At 58.1% G+C, this 22966-nt stretch carries 19 protein-coding genes; 9 read left to right on the top strand and 10 right to left on the bottom strand.

Translation table 11 applies throughout. The features are described from left to right. Window positions 1-23: 23 nt before the first annotated feature. The 3 genes from ACYVB2_RS13195 to ACYVB2_RS13185 all read right to left on the bottom strand — a co-directional run bounded on the left by ACYVB2_RS13195 (window position 24) and on the right by ACYVB2_RS13185 (window position 1114). Complete coding sequence (locus tag ACYVB2_RS13195; RefSeq protein WP_382433575.1) at window positions 24-323, bottom strand: hypothetical protein; 300 nt, start codon at window positions 321-323, stop codon at window positions 24-26. 20 nt (window positions 324-343) lie between these two features. Next, complete coding sequence (locus tag ACYVB2_RS13190; RefSeq protein ID WP_382433577.1) at window positions 344-739, bottom strand: phage holin family protein; 396 nt, start codon at window positions 737-739, stop codon at window positions 344-346. Between the two features lie 63 nt (window positions 740-802). Next, complete coding sequence (locus ACYVB2_RS13185; RefSeq protein WP_382433579.1) at window positions 803-1114, bottom strand: DUF883 domain-containing protein; 312 nt, start codon at window positions 1112-1114, stop codon at window positions 803-805. 228 nt (window positions 1115-1342) lie between these two features. Here ACYVB2_RS13185 and ACYVB2_RS13180 point away from each other — a divergent pair, with 228 nt between their 5' ends. The 7 genes from ACYVB2_RS13180 to ACYVB2_RS13150 all read left to right on the top strand — a co-directional run bounded on the left by ACYVB2_RS13180 (window position 1343) and on the right by ACYVB2_RS13150 (window position 10136). After that, entirely contained in the window at window positions 1343-2131 is a 789-nt protein-coding gene (locus tag ACYVB2_RS13180) for an SDR family NAD(P)-dependent oxidoreductase (RefSeq protein ID WP_382433581.1), read from the top strand. Between the two features lie 129 nt (window positions 2132-2260). After that, window positions 2261-2866, top strand: coding sequence for a VOC family protein (locus tag ACYVB2_RS13175; RefSeq protein WP_382433583.1), 606 nt, complete (start codon window positions 2261-2263; stop codon window positions 2864-2866). A gap of 110 nt (window positions 2867-2976) precedes the next feature. Beyond that, the gene (locus tag ACYVB2_RS13170; protein ID WP_382433585.1) at window positions 2977-5979 is read left to right on the top strand and encodes a valine--tRNA ligase; all 3003 of its coding nucleotides are present in this window, start codon (window positions 2977-2979) and stop codon (window positions 5977-5979) included. Window positions 5980-5985: 6 nt separating this feature from the next. Further along, window positions 5986-6885 carry a UTP--glucose-1-phosphate uridylyltransferase GalU gene (galU, locus tag ACYVB2_RS13165; protein WP_382433587.1) on the top strand — a complete coding sequence of 300 codons (900 nt, stop codon included), beginning with the start codon at window positions 5986-5988 and terminating at the stop codon, window positions 6883-6885. Between the two features lie 69 nt (window positions 6886-6954). Beyond that, window positions 6955-8226, top strand: a complete 1272-nt coding sequence (locus tag ACYVB2_RS13160) for an Hsp70 family protein (protein WP_382433589.1) — start codon at window positions 6955-6957, stop codon at window positions 8224-8226. An 82-nt stretch (window positions 8227-8308) separates the two neighbouring features. After that, window positions 8309-9232: an alpha/beta hydrolase gene (locus ACYVB2_RS13155; protein ID WP_382433749.1), complete on the top strand. Its 924-nt coding sequence runs from the start codon at window positions 8309-8311 to the stop codon at window positions 9230-9232. A gap of 4 nt (window positions 9233-9236) precedes the next feature. Beyond that, window positions 9237-10136: a YbgC/FadM family acyl-CoA thioesterase gene (locus ACYVB2_RS13150; protein WP_382433591.1), complete on the top strand. Its 900-nt coding sequence runs from the start codon at window positions 9237-9239 to the stop codon at window positions 10134-10136. A gap of 60 nt (window positions 10137-10196) precedes the next feature. Here the strand turns inward: ACYVB2_RS13150 and clpA are convergent, their stop codons facing one another. From clpA to dnaE, 3 genes are all read right to left on the bottom strand, one after another. Continuing rightward, complete coding sequence (clpA, locus tag ACYVB2_RS13145; RefSeq protein ID WP_382433593.1) at window positions 10197-12554, bottom strand: ATP-dependent Clp protease ATP-binding subunit ClpA; 2358 nt, start codon at window positions 12552-12554, stop codon at window positions 10197-10199. Between the two features lie 55 nt (window positions 12555-12609). After that, complete coding sequence (clpS, locus tag ACYVB2_RS13140) at window positions 12610-12978, bottom strand: ATP-dependent Clp protease adapter ClpS (protein ID WP_382433595.1); 369 nt, start codon at window positions 12976-12978, stop codon at window positions 12610-12612. Between the two features lie 88 nt (window positions 12979-13066). Next, window positions 13067-16579, bottom strand: a complete 3513-nt coding sequence (gene dnaE, locus ACYVB2_RS13135) for a DNA polymerase III subunit alpha (RefSeq protein ID WP_382433597.1) — start codon at window positions 16577-16579, stop codon at window positions 13067-13069. Between the two features lie 131 nt (window positions 16580-16710). Here dnaE and ACYVB2_RS13130 point away from each other — a divergent pair, with 131 nt between their 5' ends. Beyond that, window positions 16711-17511: an outer membrane protein assembly factor BamD gene (locus ACYVB2_RS13130; RefSeq protein ID WP_382433599.1), complete on the top strand. Its 801-nt coding sequence runs from the start codon at window positions 16711-16713 to the stop codon at window positions 17509-17511. 33 nt (window positions 17512-17544) lie between these two features. Continuing rightward, complete coding sequence (locus tag ACYVB2_RS13125) at window positions 17545-18345, top strand: PP2C family protein-serine/threonine phosphatase (RefSeq protein ID WP_382433601.1); 801 nt, start codon at window positions 17545-17547, stop codon at window positions 18343-18345. Between the two features lie 21 nt (window positions 18346-18366). On the opposite strand, the gene ACYVB2_RS13120 is transcribed toward ACYVB2_RS13125, so the two are convergent. From ACYVB2_RS13120 to odhB, 4 genes are all read right to left on the bottom strand, one after another. Next, complete coding sequence (locus ACYVB2_RS13120) at window positions 18367-18999, bottom strand: hypothetical protein (RefSeq protein ID WP_382433603.1); 633 nt, start codon at window positions 18997-18999, stop codon at window positions 18367-18369. 5 nt (window positions 19000-19004) lie between these two features. Next, a complete protein-coding gene (zapE, locus tag ACYVB2_RS13115; protein WP_382433605.1) occupies window positions 19005-20108 on the bottom strand; it encodes a cell division protein ZapE in 1104 nt (367 codons plus the stop codon). A gap of 93 nt (window positions 20109-20201) precedes the next feature. After that, on the bottom strand, window positions 20202-21629 hold the full coding sequence (gene lpdA / locus ACYVB2_RS13110) for a dihydrolipoyl dehydrogenase (RefSeq protein WP_382433607.1): 1428 nt from the start codon (window positions 21627-21629) through the stop codon (window positions 20202-20204). An 86-nt stretch (window positions 21630-21715) separates the two neighbouring features. After that, window positions 21716-22960 carry a 2-oxoglutarate dehydrogenase complex dihydrolipoyllysine-residue succinyltransferase gene (gene odhB / locus ACYVB2_RS13105; protein WP_382433609.1) on the bottom strand — a complete coding sequence of 415 codons (1245 nt, stop codon included), beginning with the start codon at window positions 22958-22960 and terminating at the stop codon, window positions 21716-21718. Window positions 22961-22966 lie beyond the last annotated feature (6 nt).

Below are 22966 nucleotides of genomic sequence, written 5' to 3'. Positions count from 1 at the left end.
AGCCCCCCGGATGGTTAGGCTGTTTAGCCGCGCAGCCGAAGCAACAGGGGTAGCAACACCCCCGCCCAACGAGCCAGCCGTTGGGGGCCAGCGGCCCAGGCCAGGCCCGCGCAGGCGGCCACGGCCAACGGATGCTGCCGTACAAACCACGCCAGACGCCCTGTCAATGCAGAAGACAGCAGGGCAGCCCCGACATGGCCTTGACCGCTACTACTGGCTTGGCGCTGTTGGGCCCGCCAAGCCACCAAACGCTGGCGCTGAGCGTGCATTCGATCCAACAAACGCTGTTGTTCTGGTGTGGGCGTGGTGGGAGAGAGAGACATAGGGTTGTGCAGCATTGCATTCAGAGTTGGTCTTTGACCACCTGCCAGTCTTTGTGCAACTCTTGGCGTGTCAGGGCAAAAGCATGGCCTGCGCGCCGGACGCTCGACACCAGCGCCACCACAGTGCCAATCCAAGCCAAGCACCACAGGCCTGCCAGCACCCACGCCACCAAGCCGCGCTGTGGGGTGTCCCAAAAATGCACCAACACCGCCAATGACAGCACCAGCAATGCCACCACTGTAATGGCGGTGACGACAATTGCCAGCACCAGCACTTGGCGCAGACGTTGCCTTTGTTCCAACCATTCCAGCCGTGCCAGCGACAGACGGTCTTCGGCGGCTATGGCACCTTCTGCCAGCAGAACACGCCAGCGCGCCACCCAAGCATCCAACCCCAGTAAAGCAATCCAGTTCATAGAGGGCACTGGCTCCGTCTGGGGGGGGCTGCGATGGGCACGGTTTGCAAAGCCAACAAGGGTTTAGCGGCGCGAGAGCAGAAAGCCCACCACAGCACCAACGGCCAGTGCAGCGCCAGCAACGCGCCAAGGCTCGTCGTGGGCATAACGGTCAGCGGCGCGGGCAGCATCTTTGGCTTGACGGGCGGCCTCTTGTGCGGCGTGCACTGCTGCGTCGCGGACGTTGTGCATGCCATCGTCCAGACGCTGGCGCAAGATTTTGATTTCTGGCACGTTGTCGAGGTCTTTGCTCGAGATCAGGCCACGCAGATCAGCAACCAGTTTTTCCAGTTCGGTTTGGGTGCTAGAGATGGTTTCAGAGACGGAATGGTTCATATCAGCCTTTCTAGAGAGGTAAGACGCTCACCACCCTGCAATAACAACACAATGGCGATGATTGTTGCCATCTTAGCGAAGTGCAGCCACCGACAAAGTGGCCGCAACCGGTCAGGAGGGTTTTTCTGGGTTTTTCCTGATGGCAACCGGCATCAGACCAAATAATGCAAGCGCCATGCCCGCATCAGGGCCGGTGCCTTTTTGTTTTTCTTTTCAGCAAAGTTTTGTATGCAGATTGATCTTTCCGGAAAAACCGCCCTCATCACTGGTGCCAGCGCCGGTATTGGTCTGGCCATTGCCCGTGGGTTGGCACAGGCGGGTGCCAGTGTCACCCTCTGTGCTCGCGATGCCCAACGCTTGGCGGCCGCTGTAGCCGCCTTGCAGGCCGAGGGGTTGCAAGCCCAAGGCGTTGTTGCCGATTTGGCTACGGCCACAGGTTGCCAAGCGTTGGTCGCTGCCGTACCTGGCGTTGACATCCTGATCAACAACTTGGGCATCTATGGCACGCAAGACTTTTTTGCCTTGACCGATGAGGACTGGGAAAACTTCTTCCAGACCAACGTGATGAGTGGTCTGCGTTTGTCACGCCACTACGCTCAGGGCATGAAGGCGCATGGCTGGGGGCGCATCCAATTTATCTCTAGCGAGTCGGCTATCAACATCCCTGCAGACATGGTGCACTACGGGGTCAGCAAGTCGGCGTTGCAGGGGCTGTCGCGCGGACTGGCCAAGGTCTTGGCGGGCACGGGTGTAACGGTCAATACCATTTTGCCTGGCCCTACCCGCACTGAGGGCGTGCAAGCCTTTTTTGCCAACTTGGCACAGGAGCAGGGTATTTCGGTGCCCGAGATGGAAGTGCGGTTCTTTCGCGAAAACCGCCCTTCGAGCCTGATTGGCCGTTTTGCCACCCCAGAAGAAGTGGCCCATTTGTGTGTGTATGTGGCTTCGCCCCAAGCCAGCGCCACCACTGGGGCTGCGCTACGCGTTGAAGGCGGGATTGTGGAGAGCATCATCTGACACAACGCTGTCGTTTTCTTTTGCACCAGCCAGTCCCATCGGACTGGCTTTTTTGTGCCCGCGTGTGCAGATTAAATTTCTTTAAGGTAAACTAATTACGTTTAGTAAAACAACCATCAGGAGACATCGATGAACGCCGCTTTGCCCCCCGCAGCCCCCATCCAACAACTGCACCACTACGCCTACAAATCGCGTGATGCCGAAGAAACCCGCCATTTCTACGAAGACATCCTGGGGCTGCCGCTGTACCACATCATCCAGAGTGACTATGTGCCGTCCACGGGCGAATACTGCCCCTACACGCACTTCTTTTTCCGGCTGCAAGATGGCTCGTTCATCGCGTTCTTTGACATTGGCGACGATGTCAAGCCCGAGCCTTCGCCCAATACCCCACTGTGGATTAACCACGTTGCTTTCCGTGTCAACACGGTGCAAGAGTTGGAAAACACCAAGGCCCGACTGGAAGCGCATGGTGTGGAGGTGTTGGGTGTGACCGATCACCACATCTTTAAGAGCATTTATTTCTTTGATCCCAACGGCATCCGTTTGGAACTGGCCGCCCAAGTGGCCGATGCCGATCAGATGGAAAAAGACAGCCAAGTGGCCCATGAGCGCCTGAATGCCTGGACGGCGCGCAAAGAACAATGGCGCAAAGAACGTGCCGAAGGCAAGGTCAACACCCTGCTCAAGCCCGACACCAACGACCGCCCAGAGTTCGTGCCCAAGTCGGCATAAAGCAGCCCACACGCTAGTTCAAGGCAGGCCGGTAGAATCAGTTTCCATTCCGTCACCTGTCAACCCGACGGCATCCCTGGTGGATGCCGTTGTCATTTCTGAGATTCCCGATGAGCGACACCCTCTCCCAACCCGGCCTTGCCAGTCTGTCCAAATCGTTTGAACCCGCCGCGCTGGAAGCCCAGTGGGGCCCCGAGTGGGAAGCACGCGGCTACGGTGCTGCCGGTGTGCGTGGTAGCGGCCAAGCCGATGCCAGCCAACCGGCCTTCTCTATCCAGTTGCCCCCCCCCAATGTCACTGGCACGCTGCACATGGGCCATGCGTTTAACCAGACCATCATGGACAGCCTGACGCGCTACCACCGTATGAAGGGCTACAACACGGCTTGGATTCCGGGCACTGACCATGCGGGCATTGCCACGCAAATCGTGGTGGAGCGCCAACTGCAAGAGCAAGGCATCAGCCGCCATGATATGGGGGCTACGCCGCCCGAGGCACGCAAAAACTTTGTCTCTAAAGTCTGGGAGTGGAAAGAAAAAAGCGGCAACACCATCACCACCCAAATGCGCCGTATGGGCGACAGCGTGGATTGGAGCCGCGAATACTTCACGATGGACGACAAACTGTCCAAGGTCGTCAGCGAAACTTTTGTGCGTCTGTACCAACAGGGCTTGATTTACCGGGGCAAACGCTTGGTCAATTGGGACCCTAAGTTGCAATCGGCCGTCTCGGACTTGGAAGTGGAGAACGAAGAGAAAGACGGCTCGCTCTGGTACATCGTCTACCCGCTCACCGATGGCTCTGGCAGCCTCACGGTAGCCACCACCCGCCCCGAAACCATGCTGGGCGACGTGGCCGTGATGGTGCATCCGGACGATGAACGTTACCAAGGCTTTATTGGCAAAACCGTCACGCTGCCACTGGTGGGCCGTGAGATTCCGGTGATTGCCGATGACTACGTGGACAAAGACTTTGGTACGGGCGTGGTCAAGGTCACACCGGCCCACGACGAGAACGACTACGCTGTAGGCCGCCGCCACCGCTTGAGCGCACTGATTATTTTTGACTTGCAAGCGCGCACCTTGTCTGCCGAGCGCATTGCCGACATCCATACGCAAATCTGGAGCTACGGCCTGAGCGAAGCGGAAGAAGAACGCGCTGCCCCCGCTGCCCATGCCGCCTTTCTGCACGAATTGAGCCAACTGCCTACCGCCGAAGCCGTGGCCCGTTTGGTGCCTGTGGCTTATCAAGGCTTAGACCGCTATGTGGCGCGCAAAAAAATCGTGGCTGATTTGCAAGAGACTGGCGCACTGGTGGATTCGAAAAAGCACAAGCTGATGGCCCCGATCTGCACCCGCACCGGCGAGATGATTGAAAAAATGCTCACCGACCAGTGGTTTGTGGCCATGAACAAGGTGGGTGAGGGCGATGCCACCGGCAAGAGCATTGCCCAAAAAGCCATTGAAGCCGTCGATTCCGGGGCCGTGAAGTTTGTGCCCGAAAACTGGATCAACACCTACCACCAGTGGATGAACAACATCCAAGACTGGTGCATTAGCCGCCAACTGTGGTGGGGCCATCAAATCCCAGCTTGGTACGACGAAGAAGGCCATGTGTATGTGGCGCGCAACGAAGCCGAGGCCCAAGCCCAAGCGCCAGGCAAAACCCTGCGCCGCGACGAAGACGTGCTGGATACTTGGTATTCCTCCGCCTTGGTGCCGTTTAGCACCATGGGCTGGCCGGAGCAAACCGCAGCGGCCAACGACGACTTTAACCTCTACCTGCCTAGCAGCGTGCTGGTCACGGGCTATGACATCATTTTCTTCTGGGTAGCCCGGATGATCATGATGACCACGCACTTCACCGGGCGTGTGCCATTCAAGCATGTGTATATCCACGGCTTGGTGCGCGATGCCCAAGGCAAGAAGATGAGCAAGTCCGAGGGCAATGTGCTGGACCCAGTGGACTTGATCGACGGCATTGCCTTAGAGCCGCTGCTGGACAAGCGCACCACCGGCCTGCGCAAGCCCGAAACCGCACCGCGTGTGCGCAAAGACACGCAAAAAGAGTTTCCAGACGGCATCCCGGCCTATGGCGCGGATGCGCTGCGCTTTACCTTTGCGGCCCTTGCCAGCTTGGGCCGCAGCATCAACTTTGACAGCAAACGCTGCGAAGGCTATCGCAACTTCTGCAACAAACTCTGGAACGCCAGCCGCTTTGTGCTGATGAACTGCGAAGGCTACGATTGCGGCACCACCGCCAATGCCGTGCTGGAGCGCAGCGCCGCCGACCGTTGGATTCAAGCCCAACTGCAAACAGTGGCTGCTGAAGTGGCCAAAGGCTTTGCCGAATACCGCCTCGACAACGTTGCCAACACCATTTACGACTTTGTTTGGAACGAGTTCTGCGACTGGTATCTGGAAATCGCCAAGGTGCAAATCCAGCAGGGCAACGAAGCGCAACAACGCGCCACCCGCCATACCCTGATCCGCACGCTCGAAGCCATCTTGCGTTTGGCACACCCTGTGATTCCCTTCATCACCGAAGCCCTGTGGCAAACCGTGGCACCGGTGGCTGGCTTGGCTGGCGCTTCGGTCAGCATTGCCCACTACCCCGAGGCCCACACCGAAGCCATCGACACCGCTGCCGTGGCCGAAATGGCCCGCCTCAAGGCGCTGGTAGATACTTGCCGCACCCTGCGCGGCGAGATGAATGTCTCGCCCGCCACCCGTCTGCCCCTGCTGGTGGTGGGGGATGCCAGCTTTGTGCGTGGCGTGGCCCCCGTGCTGCAAGCGTTGGCTAAACTGAGCGAGGTCAAGGTGTTTGACGATGAGGCCGCTTGGCAAGCCGCTGCACAAACGGCTCCTGTGGCCGTGGTGGGTGAAGCCCGCTTGGCCTTGTTTGTCGAGATTGATGTCGTGGCAGAAAAGGCCCGTTTAGGCAAAGAAGCGGCCCGCCTGCAAGGCGAAATTGCCAAGGCCCAAGGCAAACTTGGCAACGAGGCTTTTGTGGCCAAAGCACCCCCAGCGGTGATTGAGCAAGAGCAAAAGCGGGTGGCCGACTTTACGGCCACGCTGGGTCGTATTCAGGAGCAACTGTCCCGCTTGGGTTAAACAACGATGAGCCTGCACCTCCAGACCCCCATCCGCAAAGCCGTGTTTCCGGTGGCTGGGTTGGGCACCCGCTTTTTGCCCGCCACCAAGGCATCACCCAAAGAGATGCTGCCGGTGGTAGACAAACCGCTGATCCAGTACGCGGTGGAAGAGGCCTATGCCGCTGGCGTGCGGCACATGATCTTTGTGACGGGGCGTGGCAAACGGGCTATCGAAGACCATTTCGATACCGCCTACGAGCTGGAAAATGAACTGGAGCAGGCGGGCAAGCAGGAGCTGCTGGCGCTGGTGCGCTCCATTCAGCCCCCTGACATGGACTGTGCCTTTGTGCGCCAGCCGCGTGCTCTGGGCTTGGGCCATGCCGTGCTGTGTGCAGAACCGCTGGTGGGGCAAGAGCCTTTTGCGGTGCTGCTGGCCGATGACTTGATGACGGCTCCCGCCGAAGGGCTGCCCGTATTGGCGCAAATGGCGCACACCTTTGCCGAGCAGGGGCGCTCGCTGTTGGCAGTGCAAGAAGTGCCGCTAGAGCAGGTCAATCGTTATGGCATTGTGGCCGGGCCGCCAGCAGGTGGCCCCTCACCGCTGTTGCGCATTGAGCGCATTGTCGAAAAGCCCAGCCCAGCAAATGCGCCCTCGCGCATGGGGGTGGCGGGGCGCTATATCTTGACCCCTGCCATTTTTGCTCATATCCGTCAACAAACGCAGGGTGCCGGGGGCGAAATTCAGCTCACTGATGCGATTGCCCGCCTGATGCAGCACGAGGCCGTCTATGCCTACCAATATGCCGGCAAACGCTACGACTGCGGTAGTAAAGAGGGTTTTTTGCAAGCCACTGTAGAGTTGGCCTTGCGCCATCCACAGGTGGGCACCTCCTTCCGCGAATACCTGAAGGGTTTGGCGCTGTAATCCTGCGCCACTTGCTGCGGGCGATTGTGGTGTCATGCCACAATCGCCCGCTTTTTTGCTTTGCTGCGCATGACCTCTCATCTTCCTGGTACGTTGGGTATCGATTTTGGCACGTCCAACTCTGCCGTGGCTTGGGCCGATGGCCAAGGCACGGCCCGACTGCTCTGTCTGGAAGGCCAGGCTACCACCCTGCCCACAGCCCTGTTTTTCAACAGCGAAAACCACAGCACCCATTTTGGCCGCGACGCCATGACCCACTATCTGGCGCATACCGAAGGGCGCTTGATGCGTTCGCTCAAAAGCCTGTTGGGCAGCCCGTTGCTACAGGAGAAAACCGCCATCCACCATGAGATGGTGAGTTTTCAAGACATCATCGAGCGATTTTTGTTGGAGCTGGTGCAGCGCGCTCGTGTGCAATTGGGTGGGTTGCCAACGCGGCTGGTGTTGGGGCGCCCCGTCCATTTTGTAGATGACAATCCCGAACGAGATCAGTTGGCGCAAGCATCGCTGTTGCAAGCGGCGGCCCGATGTGGGTTTGCCGAAGTGGGGTTTCAGTTGGAGCCTATTGCCGCCGCGCTGGACTATGAGCGCCGCTTGGCACAAGAAAGCACAGTGCTTGTGGTGGACATTGGTGGTGGCACCTCCGATTTCACTGTGGTGCGCCTAGGGCCGCAGCGCATTGCCCAAACGGATCGCAGCGCCGACATTCTGGCAACCACCGGCGTGCATATTGGAGGCACTGACTACGACCACAAACTGCACCTAGAGCAGGTCATGCCATTGCTGGGTTATCGCCATATTGGCCCCAAAGGCCGCGAGGTGCCCAGCCGGGTGTTTTTTGACTTGGCTACTTGGCACATGATCCATTGGCTGTCGTCGCCCAAGGCAGTGCGTGAAGCCCAAGCCCTGCGCGAAGATTTTCGTGATGAGCGCCTGCACCAGCGCCTGATGGTCGTGCTGCGTGAGCAACTGGGGCACCGTCTGATGAATGCGATGGAGCAGGCCAAAATTGCCTGCTCCATCCACGAGCAGCCACAAACATTGGATTTGTCAGAAGTAGAGGCTGCACTGATTGCCACGTTGGCCCCAGAGCAGGTGGCGCACCATCTCTCTGCCCTGCTGCAGCGTGTGGTGCAGTGTGCGCAAGAATGTGTGCGCCAAGCAGGACTACAACCGGCCCAACTGGGGGCCATTTACCTCACGGGGGGCTCGTCGGCTTTGCGGGCGTTTCAACAGGTGCTGGCACAAGGCTTTCCTGGGGTGCCTTTGGTTGAGGGAGATCTTTTTGGTGGTGTGGCCTCTGGGTTGGCTTACGGGCCATTGGCAAGGGCATCCGCATAATGGCGGCTTCGATTGCCTGTATGCCCCACTTGTGACTGCCCATCCTGAACTGCATCTTCACCACACCCGCTTAACGGCACCTATGCGCAGTGTTTTGCAGCGCATGCACCGTGCTGGCGGTGCCCCCCTACACACCCTGACGCCCCTGCAAGCCCGCATCGCTTATGAAACGGGGGCTGGGGTGCTAGAAGTGCCCAAAGCCACCCTGGCACGGGTGGAAGATTTCACCATTCCTGCCCGCGATGGTTATGCACTGCCTGCCCGACTCTATGCCCCAAGTGCAGCAGGCCCAGCCCCCGGACTGCTGTTGTACCTGCATGGCGGCGGTTTTACCATTGGCAGCATTGCCACCCACGACACTCTGTGCCGCGAGCTGGCTCGGCTGGCCGATAGCATGGTGGTGTCGTTAGACTACCGTCTGGCCCCCGAGCACCGCTTTCCTACCGCGACCCATGATGCGTGGGATGCCTTGCAATGGCTGGCGCTGCACGCCACCACATTGGGTGCGGACGCTTCTCGGCTGGCCGTTGGCGGTGACAGTGCCGGGGGCACACTGGCTGCGGTCAATGCTATTTTGGCGCGTGATGCTGGTCTGCCATTGGCCCTTCAGTTGCTGTTTTACCCCGGCTGTGCTGCCCACCAAGATACTCCATCGCACGCTACCTATGCGCGTGGCTTGGTCTTGGAGGAGCCTGCCATCAGTTGGTTTTTTGGCAACTATGTGCAGACGCGGCAAGAGCGTGAAGATTGGCGCTTTGCTCCGCTGTTGGCCCCCGATGTGGAAGGGGTGGCCCCCGCTTGGATGGGACTGGCCGAATGCGATCCCTTGGTGGATGAGGGCGTGGACTACGCCGACAAGCTGCGGTTGGCCGGGGTAGCGGTGGATTTGGAGATCTATCGTGGCGTCACCCATGAATTTATCAAAATGGGCCGTGCAATTGCCGAGGCCCGCACCGCCCACGCCGATGCAGCCCGTGCATTGCGCCAAGCCTTTTCCCTGGAGTGATGCCATGCAACGCACGGATTTTCGTTGTTTGCACCGTTTGCGTGTGCGTTGGGCTGAGGTTGACAGCCAGAAAATTGTTTCTAGCCCACACTACCTGATCTATGTTCAGGCCGCAATGATGGATTACTGGCGGGCCTTGGCCCTGCCTTATGAATCTGGCATGGCGCTGTTGGGGGGTGAACTGGTCATGAAGAAAGTCACGCTCGAATACCACGCTTCGGCACGGTTAGACGATGTGTTGGATGTGGCTTTGCGCTGCGTGCGCGTGGGCACTTCTTCTGTGCAACTGGAGGCGGGTATTTTTCAGGGTGAACAGTTGCTGGTCTCGGCAGAAATCGTCACCGTGTTTGTGAACTTGACAACGCACAGCAGTTGCCCCGTGCCCAGTGGTTTGCGCACTCTGTTGGAGAGCTTTGAGGCGGGCCACCACATGGCCGAAGTGCGCACGGGAGACTGGCAACAGTTGGGCCATGATGCCTTGGCCTTGCGTACCGCCGTTTTTGTGCAAGAGCAAGGAATTGCTCCAGAGTTGGAACTCGATACCCACGACACGCACTGCGTCCATGCGGTGTTGTACAACCGTCTGGGGCAAGCCATTGCCACCGGGCGCTTGTTGCCTGCCCAAGACGGCATGGGCCGCATCGGCCGCATGGCAGTGCATCGGGCACTGCGTGGTGCCCATTGGGGCCATACGTTACTTCAAACCTTGCTGGAGGCTGCCCGCAGTCGTGGCGACACTTGTATTGAGCTGCATGCCCAATGCACCGCCATCCCTTTCTATGCCCGCGCTGGTTTTGTCACCCGTGGGGCACCTTACGAAGAAGCCGGTATCACCCACATCACAATGGAACGCTCCTTGCACGGCCCCGCCTTGGGTGTGGGCGATATCACGGCCATTGTGTAAAAAGGCCCGTTGTCTGACAGTGCAGACAACGGGCCTGGACGTTTCGTCAAACGCGAAGGTTTAACGGGCCGCAGCTTCCTCGGGCTCTGCCGGTTCAGATTTGGCCGTCCGCTCCTTTTTGAGAAGGGGTTGGATGTCGAGCTTGACCTCTGCTGTCTCTGTACCCTTCTCGTCTTTGTGCTGTTCTACATCCACCGTCAGACGGCCCCCCTCGGTCAGGCGGCCAAACAGCAGTTCATCGGCCAGAGCGCGGCGGATGGTGTCTTGGATCAGGCGCTGCATGGGGCGAGCGCCCATCAACGGATCAAAGCCCTTCTTGGCCAGATGCTTGCGCAGGGCATCGGTAAAGGTGACTTCCACCTTCTTCTCGGCCAGTTGGGTTTCGAGTTGCAACAGAAACTTGTCTACCACCCGCAAGATGATTTGCTCATCCAGCGCCTTGAAGCTCACGATGGCGTCCAGACGGTTGCGGAACTCTGGCGTGAACAGGCGCTTGATGTCAGCCATTTCATCACCGGCCTCGCGCTGGGTGGTAAAGCCGATAGTGGCTTTGTTCATGGTTTCGGCCCCCGCATTGGTGGTCATGATGATGATGACATTGCGGAAGTCGGCTTTGCGCCCGTTGTTGTCGGTCAGGGAGCCGTGATCCATGACTTGCAGCAGCACATTGAAGATGTCGGGGTGTGCCTTTTCAATCTCATCGAGCAGCAGCACAGAGTGTGGCTTTTTGCTGATGGCTTCGGTCAACAGACCACCTTGGTCAAAACCGACATAGCCGGGGGGCGCACCAATCAGGCGGCTGACCGCATGGCGCTCCATGTATTCCGACATATCAAAGCGAATCAGCTCAATGCCCAGAATGTAGGCAAGCTGGCGCGCGGCCTCGGTTTTGCCCACACCGGTGGGGCCACTGAACAAGAACGAGCCAATCGGTTTATCGGGCTTGCCCAAGCCCGAGCGGGCCATTTTGACGCTGGAGGCCAGCACCTCCAATGCCTTATCCTGACCAAACACCACGCTTTTGAGGTCACGCTCCAGCACTTGCAGCTTACCCCGGTCGTCGTTGGAGACATTGGCCGGCGGAATGCGCGCAATCTTGGCCACAATCTCCTCAATCTCGGCCTTGCCAATGGTTTTTTTGCGCTTGCTGGCGACCAAAATGCGCTGAGCGGCCCCAGCCTCGTCGATCACATCAATGGCCTTGTCGGGCAGGTGGCGGTCGCTGATGTATTTGGCCGACAGCTCCGCAGCCGCTTGCAGGGCTGCTGCTGCATACTTGACACTGTGGTGCTCTTCAAAGCGCGACTTCAGTCCCTTGAGAATGTCTACTGTCTCGGCCACGCTGGGTTCGACCACGTCTACCTTCTGGAAGCGCCGCGACAGAGCGGCATCTTTCTCAAAAATACCCCGGTATTCAGTGAAGGTGGTGGCTCCAATGCACTTGAGTACCCCCGAACTGAGCGCCGGTTTGAGCAGGTTAGACGCATCCATCGTGCCGCCCGAGGCGGCACCAGCACCGATCAGCGTGTGAATCTCATCAATAAACAGCACTGCGTGCGGCTTGTCTTTCAGTGCCTTGAGCACGCCTTTGAGGCGCTGCTCAAAGTCTCCCCGGTACTTGGTGCCTGCCAACAAGGCACCCATGTCCAGCGAATAGACGGTGGCTTCGGCCAAAATCTCTGGCACATCTTGTTGTGTGATGCGCCAAGCCAAGCCCTCGGCAATGGCGGTTTTGCCCACACCAGCCTCACCGACCAGCAGGGGGTTGTTTTTGCGGCGGCGGCACAGGATCTGGATGGTGCGCTCTACCTCAAAATGGCGGCCAATCAGTGGGTCAATCTTGCCGTCTTTGGCCAGTTGATTGAGGTTTTGCGTGTACAGCTCCAGCGGCGAAGCCTTTTCGCTTTTTTCAGTGGGGGCTGCGTCTTCCCCTTCGGGGCTGCCGCTGCCTTCCGCACCTTTGGCTGGCTCGGGCGGTTCGCTCTTTTTGATGCCGTGGGCGATGAAATTGACCACATCCAACCGGGTTACGCCTTGCTGGTGCAGGTAGTAGACCGCATGTGAGTCTTTTTCACCAAAGATGGCCACCAGCACATTGGCGCCGTTGACTTCTTTTTTGCCGTTGCCCGTGGACTGTACGTGCATGATGGCGCGCTGAATGACGCGCTGAAAACCCAGCGTAGGCTGGGTGTCGACCTCGTCGGTACCTGCCACCTGCGGTGTGTTGTCTTTAATGAAGTGGGACAGCGCGGTGCGCAGATCGTCCATATTGGCCGAGCAGGCCCGCAACACCTCAGCGGCGCTAGGGTTATCGAGCAGTGCGAGCAACAGGTGCTCCACGGTAATGAATTCGTGGCGTTGCTGGCGGGCCTCTACAAAGGCCATGTGCAAGCTGACTTCCAGTTCCTGGGCAATCATGTGAACTCCTTTGTGCTTGCGGGTAAAGTGGACTGTATTTCGGGACGGTGCTGGTTTATTCAACCGGCTCGCTAAGACATTGCAGGGGATGGCCTGCTTGCTGGGCCGCATCCATCACTTGCTCCACTTTGGTGGCTGCAATGTCGCGTGAATAGATACCGCACACCCCTTTGCCGTCCAGATGTATCTGGAGCATGATTTGGGTGGCCATTTCGCGGTCTTTGCCAAAAAACTCTTGTAACACCACGATGACAAATTCCATCGGTGTGTAGTCGTCGTTGAGCATGACGACGCGATACATCTGCGGTGGTTGGGTTTTTTGCGGCACACGCTCCAGCACAACGGCATCGCCGTCGTCCGACGCGGGCCGCTGCACAGCAGGCGCACGGGCAGGGGTGGGGGGGTGTGTTGCCATGAAATTCATTCTAACGATGCGCGCGCATTGGCGCTGAATAAGGGAATCTGAGCATATTGGCCGGGTTTTTCAAGGCCAGAGGCTACATCCTAGGCAACTATTCGTAAACGATGGTGGCTTGCCCCTGTTCTGCCTGTTGTGCCCAAGCAGCTAAGGCTTCATCACTGGGGTAAGTGCGGTAAGCATCGCCCAATTGCAATTCTGCGCTGGTTTGGCCCCAAGGTGTGGCACAACGAATCTCCAGACGCACCCGCAAGCCGTGCTCTAGCACTTCTCCCTGTGGGGTATTTTCTGGGCGGCAGGGGTATTCACGCAGCAAGCGGGCCACATCGGGGACGCTCTCGCCCACCGCCACATGCAGGTATCGGCCAAAGCGGGTGCGGGCTGTGGCCAGATCATGCACCTGTTGCACGATAAATCGGGCTTCAAAGCCGTTGCGTCCCGGCTGCAAGCGGCCCGAGACAATCACCAGCTCGTCGTCTTGCAGCAGCTCACGGTAGGTGTTGAGCACCGCTTCGCTGGCTGAGGCCTCGATCTGGGCTGAAGTGTCGTCCAGCACCAAAATCCCTTGCTTGCCGCGCATACCATTGACGACCCGAAAGCCGCCCACAATACCGGCAATGGTTTGCGTGTCACGGGTGTCACGCAGATCGGCAATGCGGGTGCGGACAAAACGGCGCACTTCTGGGGCCACTTCGTCAAACAAATGACCAGACAAGTAAAAGCCCAATGCTGGCTTTTCGTAGGTCAGGCGCTCTTTCACGCCCCAAGGGGCGACATCGACCAACGCTGGCTCTTGGGTGCTGGAGCCGTGGGCATCGGCATCCATATCGAACAAGCCGCTTTGGTTGGCATTGGCCAACGTGGCGGTGGCAAACTCAAACGCGCGGTCAATAGAGGCCGACAACGCCGCACGGTTGGGTTCGATGGCATCGAAGGCACCTGCCTTGATGAGGGCGTCTACGGTGCGCTTGTTGATCTTGCTGCGCTCTACGCGCAGGCAGAAGTCAAACAAGCTGCTGAAGGGGCCAGACCGGTCTCCTTGTGGGCCTTCGCCCCGACCTTCGCGGGCAGCAATGATCGCCTCAATGGCTGCTTTGCCGGTGCCTTTGACGGCACCCAAACCGTAGCGGATAGCGGTGTCAGAGATCGGCTCAAAGCGGTAAGCGCCTCGATTGACATCGGGGGGCTCAAAAGAGATGCCAAAATTCTTTTGCGCGTCGTCCAACAACACCTTGAGTTTGTCGGTGTCGTCCATTTCGATGGTCATGTTGGCGCAAAAGAACTCTGCCGTGAAATGCACCTTGAGCCAGCCGGTATGGTAAGCCAGCAAAGAGTAGGCGGCAGCGTGCGATTTGTTGAAGCCGTAGCCCGCAAACTTCTCCATCAAGTCAAAAATCTCATCGGCCTTTTCTTGGCTGATGTCATTTTTGGCTGCCCCGGCTCGAAAGATGGCCCGGTGCTCAGCCATCTCTTCGGCCTTCTTTTTGCCCATAGCCCGGCGCAGCAAGTCTGCGCCGCCCAGCGAGTAGCCGCCCAGAATTTGCGCGGTCTGCATCACCTGTTCTTGGTAAACCATGATGCCGTAGGTTTCGGACAGCATCTCGGCCACCAGTGGGTGTGGGTACTCTACCGGCTCTTTGCCATGCTTGCGGTTGACAAAGCTCGGAATCAAGTCCATTGGGCCTGGGCGGTACAACGCGTTCAGGGCGATCAGGTCTTCTAGGCGGGTGGGGCGGGCTTCCTTGAGCATCCCCTGCATTCCTCGGCTTTCAAACTGGAACACGGCCTCGGTCAGACCGTCGGAAAACAGGGCATAGGTCTCTTTGTCGTTGAGCGCAATATCTTCAAAGGCAAAATGGGCCTGGTCAGGGTGGCGCTGCACGATGAACTCGCGTGCCAGCTCCAAAATGGTGAGCGTGGCCAAGCCCAAGAAGTCGAATTTCACCAACCCGATGGCTTCTACATCGTCTTTGTCGTACTGACTGACTGCCGAATCACTGCCTGGCTGTTGGTAAAGCGGGCAAAAGTCGGTCAGTTTGCCCGGTGCAATCAAGACCCCTCCTGCGTGCATACCAATGTTGCGTGTGAGGCCTTCGAGCTTTTGCGCCAATGCCAACAGGGTTTTGACCTCGTCTTCTTTGGCTAACCGTTCGGCCAGCACGGGCTCGGCTTCAATGGCCCCAGCAATAGTGATGTGTTGGCCGGGCTTGTTGGGAATCAATTTGCTGATGCCATCGCAAAAGGTGTAGCTCATGTCTAGCACCCGCCCCACATCGCGGATAGCGGCGCGGGCGGCCATCGTGCCAAAGGTGGCAATTTGGCTCACGGCATCTTTGCCGTATTTTTCTTTCACGTAGTCAATCACCCGGTCGCGGTTGGACTGGCAAAAGTCAATATCAAAGTCGGGCATGGACACCCGGTCTGGATTCAAGAAACGCTCGAACAGCAGCTTGTATTCCAGCGGGTCAAGGTCGGTAATTTTGAGCGCGTAGGCTACCAGCGAGCCTGCCCCCGACCCCCGGCCAGGCCCCACTGGGCAGCCGTGGGTTTTGGCCCACTGGATAAAGTCGCCCACAATCAGAAAATAGCCCGGAAACCCCATCTTTAAGATGGTGTTGAGCTCAAACTCCAGTCGTTCTAAATAACGTGGACGTTGCGCTTCGCGCACTGCGGGGTTGGGATAGAGATGCTGCAAACGTTGTTCCAGCCCCTCGTGCGAGACATGGCGGAAATAATCATCCACCGACAGCACTTGTCCATTGACCGGTGGAATCGGAAAATTAGGCAACTGCGGTTTGCCCAACACCAACGTCAGGTTGCAGCGCCGGGCAATCTCTACCGTATTGGCCAGCGCCGAGGGCACATCGGCAAACAGTGCTTGCATCTGTGCAGACGACTTGAAATATTGCTCGCGCGTAAAACGGCGCACGCGGCGTTGGTTGCCCAGAATCTCGCCTTCGGCAATACACACGCGGGCCTCATGGGCTTCGTAATCGTCTTCGGTTGCAAACTGCACCGGATGGGTGGCCACCACTGGCAAGGCCAATTGCGCAGCCAACTGCACAGTGGCGGCTACATGGCTTTCTTCATCGGGGCGGCCTGCGCGTTGGATTTCGATGTAGCAGCGTTCAGGAAACAGGGTTGCCAGACGTTGTGCAATGGCTATGGCCCCTACACTGTCGCCCCGCACCAAGGCTTGCCCTACAGGGCCAGCTTGCGCACCAGTGAGCACCATCAGCCCTTGGTGCAGTTCTTCTAACCATTGCCAAGTGCATACTGCTTGGGATTTGATCTGATTGCGTGTCCAAGCACGGGCCAGCAATTCTGATAAGTTCAGATAGCCTTGCATGTTCTGCACCAGCAGTACGATGCGGGCACAGGGGTCTGCCGCAGCCTCGCCTTCGAGCAAAATCTCTGCGCCCAAGACAGGTTTAACGCCCTTGCCCCGTGCTTGTTTGTAGAACTTAACGCCCCCAAACAGGTTGTTGAAATCCGTGATCGCCAGCGCAGGCTGACCATCGGCGGCGGCGGCTTGAACCACCTCATCGATACGGTTGGTGCCGTCAATGACGGAAAACTCGGTGTGCAGGCGCAAATGAACAAACATGGGCACCATTGTAGAAAGACCAAGCAGGTCTCTGGCCGCCGGTACAATCGCAGCCCGGCCCTGATCTGCCGTGTGCGCCACGGTGGGTGGTGCTCCAGTTCATGCCTCCTCTTGCCAGAAAGCTGTTTGCCATGCCGCGTGTGTCTCTCGCGATCCTTCCCGCCCTGCTGGCCGCCAGTGCCTTGCTGGCCGGTTGCTCCAGCACCACTGAAGACAAAACAGCGGGTTGGAGTACCGAACGCCTTTATGCCGAGGCCCGCGAGGAAGTCAGCAGCGGTGCTTATGACAAGGCCGTGCCCCTGCTCGAGAAACTGGAAGGCCGTGCCGCAGGCACTCCATTGGCCCAGCAGGCCCAGCTCGACAAAGCCCATGCCCAATACAAGGGGGGCGATAAAGCACAGGCGCTGGCTACGTTAGACCGCTTTTTGAAGCTGCACCCGGCCAGCCCTGCCGTAGATTACGCCCTCTACCTCAAAGGACTCGTTAATTTCAATGACGATCTGGGCCTGTTTTCTTGGGTAGCCAATCAGGATTTGTCGGAGCGTGACCAAAAGGCGGCCAAAGACTCCTTTGAAGCCTTTCGTGAGTTGAGCACGCGTTTTCCGGAGTCTCGCTATGCCCAAGACGCCCGCCAACGCATGACCTATATCGTCAATGCACTGGCCCAATACGAGGTGCATGTGGCGCGGTATTATTTTCAGCGTGGTGCCTACGTTGCGGCCATCAACCGGGCGCAGATCGCGCTGTCTGATTACCAAGGGGTGCCTGCCCAAGAAGAGGCACTCTATATCCTCATCCAGTCTTATGATGCCTTGGGCATGGCGCAATTGCGCGATGATGCTCGCCGGGTGTTGGATGCCAGCTACCCACAAAGCAACTATCTGAAGCATGGCATCCAGCAGCGTTCTTCCTCATGGTGGAAGCCTTGGTGAGCACCAGCGGCCTGTCCTCTTTTCGGTTTGGACATGTCTAAAGCATTTCGCATTACTGCATCCACCGGCATTCACAAAGGTGATCGTAGTTACCAGCAAGATCAGGTAGCTCTGCTGACGCATCCGCGTTACAACGGTTGCTTGTTGGGGGTATTGGCCGATGGCATGGGCGGGCGCAGTGGTGGCCGCAAAGCCTCGGATCAGGTGATGATGACGGCCCGCCAGCTGTTTGAACGCTATTCTCCCGACTACGACGATGGCCCCATCATGCTCAAAACCATGGTGGAAGAAGCGCATATTGTGATTCGCCTCACGGCTATTTCTTCTGAGGAAGAGCCCCACAGCACCATTGCCGCTTTTCTGATCAATCCTCGGGGGGATTGTTATTGGGTGCATGCGGGCGATTCTCGTATCTACCATTTTCGTGATGGTCAGATGGTGCATCGCACCATGGATCACTCTTATGTGCAGGCCTTGGTCGATCGTGGTGACTTGACGGAAGATGAAGCACAGGTGCATCCTCAGTCCAATATTTTGCTGGGTTGCCTGGGCACCGATGCCGATCCACCCATAGGCACGCACAGCATCCACCAGTTACGCCCCGGCGATGTGCTGATGGCTTGTAGCGATGGTGTTTGGCACTATTTTTCAGCCACCGAAATGGCGACAGTCGTGGAGTCCCTGACGCCGCGTGAAGCTACCGAGTTTTTGATTGAAAAAGCACGGATGCGTGGACGGGGCGGTGGCGACAATCTGTCGCTGGTGATCGTCAAGATTGAGGCGTTGGAGGTCGAGAAGAAGCCCTTGCGTTTGGGGATGCGGCCTGCACCTTAAAGCAGTGTGCTGAAAAACCAATTATTTGGGTGTGGGTAACGGTGCTGCTACAGGCAGCCCCCTTTGCGCACGCTCGGCCTGGGCTTGTTGTACACGTTGCTTGTGTTCTTGCGCAGCAGCCTGTTTTTCCCGTTGCTGTTGCTGCGCTTGTGCGGCCCGCAGTGCGGCTTCGTGTTGACGTGACTGGCGCTCGGCGCGGATGACGGCTAAGGGGGGAGTGGCTCTGCGGTTCTCTGGATGTGCCCGAGGGCGCTGTGCAGCCGTGGGCAACCGTGCCTCACCTGTAGGGCCATGTTCCCGCTGACGCATTTCGATACTTTGCAGGCGTTGCTCAGCCCGTTCACGCCGCTCCAGCAAGTCCAGTTGGTTCTGGCGTGTACGCAAAGTATCCTTGGCTTGGCGGCTCTTGCGCCGTTCGGCCCGCAAGCAATCTTCCACCGCAAAACGCCGCTGACAGGCAGCCTCAGCCGCCTTTAACGCAGCATCAAGCTGGGCACGTTCTTGGCGCAAGGTGGTGCGCTCATCGGTGGTTGGGGCCACAGTGGGGCTGGTCGTGGCCATCGATGGTGCTTGCTGGGCCATGCCATAGGCTGGGAGCAGCACCAGACAAGCCGCCAAGCTCAGGCGACGCAAGCCATGCAAGAGTGAGCGCATGCACATCAGGTCAATCCGGTATCGACCACCCGGCGCTCTAGTGCCAGGAACTCTTTGGACTGCATTTCATTGAGCCGAGACACCGTGCGCGGAAACTCGTGCGCCAGCGGCCCATCGGTATAGAGTTGCTCTGGTGGCACGGCAGCAGAAATCACCAACTTGACGCGGCGGTCGTACAGCACGTCCACCAACCACGTAAAGCGCCGTGCTGGCGAGGCCATGCTCACAGGCAGGTGTGGCACGTTGGACAGCAACACCGTATGAAACTGGTTGGCAAGCTCCAGATAATCGTTTTGTGAGCGTGGGCCACCGCACAACTCCCGAAAATCAAACCACACCACGCCACCCGCTTTGCGTCGGGCGCGCAACTCGCGTGCCTCAATGTGCAGCACAGGGTCTTCGTCGTGAATTTCTGCCAATTGGTTGAAAGTTTGCGTCATCTCCGCATCGGCTTGCTCCCCCAAGGGGCAGTGGTAGAGCTTGGCATTTTCCAGCGTGCGGCGGCGGTAGTCGGTGCCGTTGTCCACATTGATGACTTCCATGCGCTGGTTGAGCAGCGCAATGGCGGGCAAAATTCGATCACGATGCAGCCCGTTGGGATACAACCCGTCTGGCTCAAAATTGGAAGTGGTAACAAAACCCACGCCATTATCAAACAGCGCCACCAAAAGGCGGTGCAAAATCATGGCGTCGGTAATATCGGCCACATGGAACTCATCAAAGCAGATAAGTTTGTAACGCTTGGCTATGCGCGCTCCCAGCACATCCAACGGGTTTTGTGTGCCTTGCAATACCGCTAGTTCGCGGTGTACCTCGCGCATAAACTCATGAAAATGCAGGCGCACTTTGCGTTTGAGTGGTACGGCATTAAAAAAGCAATCCATCAGAAAGCTCTTGCCGCGCCCCACGCCACCGTACATGTAAACCCCCTGAGGAATGTCTGGACGGTTGATGAGTTTTTTGAGCGCATTAGAGCGGCGTGACTTATACACCGCCCACGCTTGGGCACAGCGATCTAAAGCCTGCACGGCACGCAGCTGGGCCGGATCACTCTGAAAGCCCTTGGCTACCAGTTCGGCCTCATAAGCCTGAAGAACGGAAACAGACAAACCAGCCTCCTTGCTCTCAAAAAAGAAAATCTCTGGCACCCACCAAGCAGGTGCCAGAGTTACAAAATGACCGAACTAACTGGGCAGGAAGGCTCAGAAGTTCAGTGTGCGCTTGTCCACGGCCAAGGCAGCTTCTTTGGTGGCTTCACTCAAAGAGGGGTGGGCATGGCAAATGCGGGCAATATCTTCGGCGCTGGCCTTGAATTCCATGGCGACCACCGCTTCGGAGATCAATTCGGAAGCCATAGGGCCCACGATATGAACACCCAAGATTTCGTCAGTGGTGGCGTCTGCCAAGAACTTGACCATGCCGGTGGTGTCACCCAAGGCACGGGCGCGGCCATTGGCCAAGAATGGGAAGGTGCCCGCCTTGTATTTCACGCCATCGGCCTTGAGCTGCTGCTCGGTACGGCCTACCCAGGCAATTTCGGGGCTGGTGTAGATCACCCAAGGAATGGTGCCGAAGTTGACATGCCCGTGCTGGCCCGCGATGCGCTCGGCCACGGCCACACCTTCTTCTTCGGCTTTGTGCGCCAGCATGGGGCCACGCACCACATCACCCACAGCCCAGACGCCGGGCAGATTGGTCTTGCAGTCGCCATCGACCACAATCGCACCGCGCTCGTCCAATTGCAGGCCCACCGCTTCGGCATTCAGGCCATTGGTGTTGGGCACACGACCAATCGATACGATCAGCTTGTCCACTTCCAGCGCCACTTCTTCGCCTTTGGCGTTGGTATAGGGCACGGTAACGCCCTTCTTGCCGGTTTTGATCTCGCCAACCTTGACGCCCAGCTCAATTTTCAGGCCTTGCTTGTCAAAAGCTTTCTTGGCTTCTTTGGCGATTTGTTCATCCACAGCGGCCAAGAAAGTGGGCAGACCTTCGAGAATAGTCACTTCTGCACCCAGACGGCGCCAGACGGAACCCATTTCCAGGCCAATCACACCCGAACCGATCAGGGCCAGCTTTTTCGGCACGGCACCGATACGCAGGGCGCCATCGTTGGACAGGATGTTTTCTTCGTCAAAGGGCAGGCCGGGCAAGGCACGGGCGTTGGAGCCGGTAGCCACAATGATTTGCTTGCCCACCAAGGTTTCGGGCTTGTCGCCGCCCACTTGGATTTCGTAACCGCCTTCGACGGCCTTGGCAAAAGAGCCACGACCGTGGAAGAAGCTGACCTTGTTCTTCTTGAACAGGTACAAGATGCCATCGTTGTTTTGCTTGACCACGTTGTCTTTGCGGGCCACCATTTTGGCCACGTCGATCTTCACATCCTTGGCGGTGATGCCGTGCTCAGCAAAGTGGTGGTTGGCGTGCTCAAAGTGTTCGGACGATTGCAGCAGTGCCTTGGATGGAATGCAACCTACGTTGGTGCAGGTGCCGCCGGGGGCTGGGCCACCCTTTTCGTTTTTCCATTCGTCGATACAAGCGACGTTAAAGCCCAGTTGGGCAGCACGGATGGCAGCAATATAACCACCGGGGCCCGCACCAATCACCACCACATCAAATGCTTTGCTCATAAAAATCTTTCTTTATCGGTTCAAAAAAACCCACCGATGGGCACCAGCACAGGCTGGGCCACATGGGTGGGTTGGTGGGTCAGGGCTTAGATGTCAAACAGCAGGCGCGAAGGGTCTTCCAGCGCCTCCTTCATGGCCACCAGACCCAGCACAGCCTCACGACCATCAATGATGCGGTGGTCGTAGGACATAGCCAGGTAGTTCATGGGACGAATCACGATTTGGCCGTTTTCGACCACAGCGCGATCCTTGGTAGCGTGAACACCCAAAATGGCCGATTGGGGTGGGTTGATGATGGGGGTAGACAGCATCGAACCGAAAGTGCCACCGTTGGAGATGGAGAAGGTACCACCGGTCATTTCTTCAATGCCCAGCTTGCCTTCAGCAGCCTTCTTGCCAAATTCGGCGATTTTCTTTTCGATTTCGGCAAAGCTCATTTGGTCGGCATTGCGCAAAATGGGCACCACCAAACCACGGGGCGAGCCGACAGCGATACCGATGTCGAAGTAACCGTGGTAGACGATGTCGTTGCCATCGACCGAGGCATTCAGCACGGGAAATTTCTTCAGTGCATGAACAGCCGCCTTGACGAAGAAGCTCATGAAGCCAATCTTGACGCCGTGTTCTTTGGTAAAGGCATCTTGGAACTTCTTGCGCATGTCCATCACTGGGGCCATGTTCACTTCGTTGAACGTGGTCAGAATGGCATTGGTCGACTGCGATTGCAACAGACGCTCGGCCACACGGGCGCGCAGGCGGCTCATGGGCACGCGCTGCTCGGGGCGGTCACCCAGATCTTGCTTGGACGAAGGGGCCGACACTTGGGGCAGTGCCTTGGTAGGTACGCCAGTGGGGATCACGGCGGCAGTGGATTGCACGCCACCAGCCACAGCGGCCAGCACATCACCTTTGGTGACACGGCCATCCTTGCCAGTGCCTGTGACAGCAGAGACAGACAGGTTGTTGTCGGCCAACAGCTTGGCTGCGGCGGGCATGGCCACGTCGCCCTTGTTGGCGGCAGCGGCAGCAGGGGCTGCTGCTGGAGCCGCAGCTGCGGGGGCCGCAGCAGGAGCGGCAGCACCAGCTTTGCCTTCGGTGTCGATCTTGGCGATCAGTTGCTCAGCGGTGACGGTAGCGCCGTCACCTTGGATGATTTCGGCCAGCACGCCAGCGGCAGGGGCGGGCACTTCCAGCACGACCTTGTCGGTCTCGATTTCGATCAGGATTTCATCGGCGGCTACGGCTTCACCGGCTTTTTTCTTCCAAGTCAGCATGGTGGCTTCGGCCACGGATTCGGACAGCTGTGGAACTTTGACTTCTACGATTGCCATTTCAAT

Source organism: Giesbergeria giesbergeri (assembly GCF_054779375.1).
This window is presented reverse-complemented; position numbering and strand designations above follow the sequence as displayed.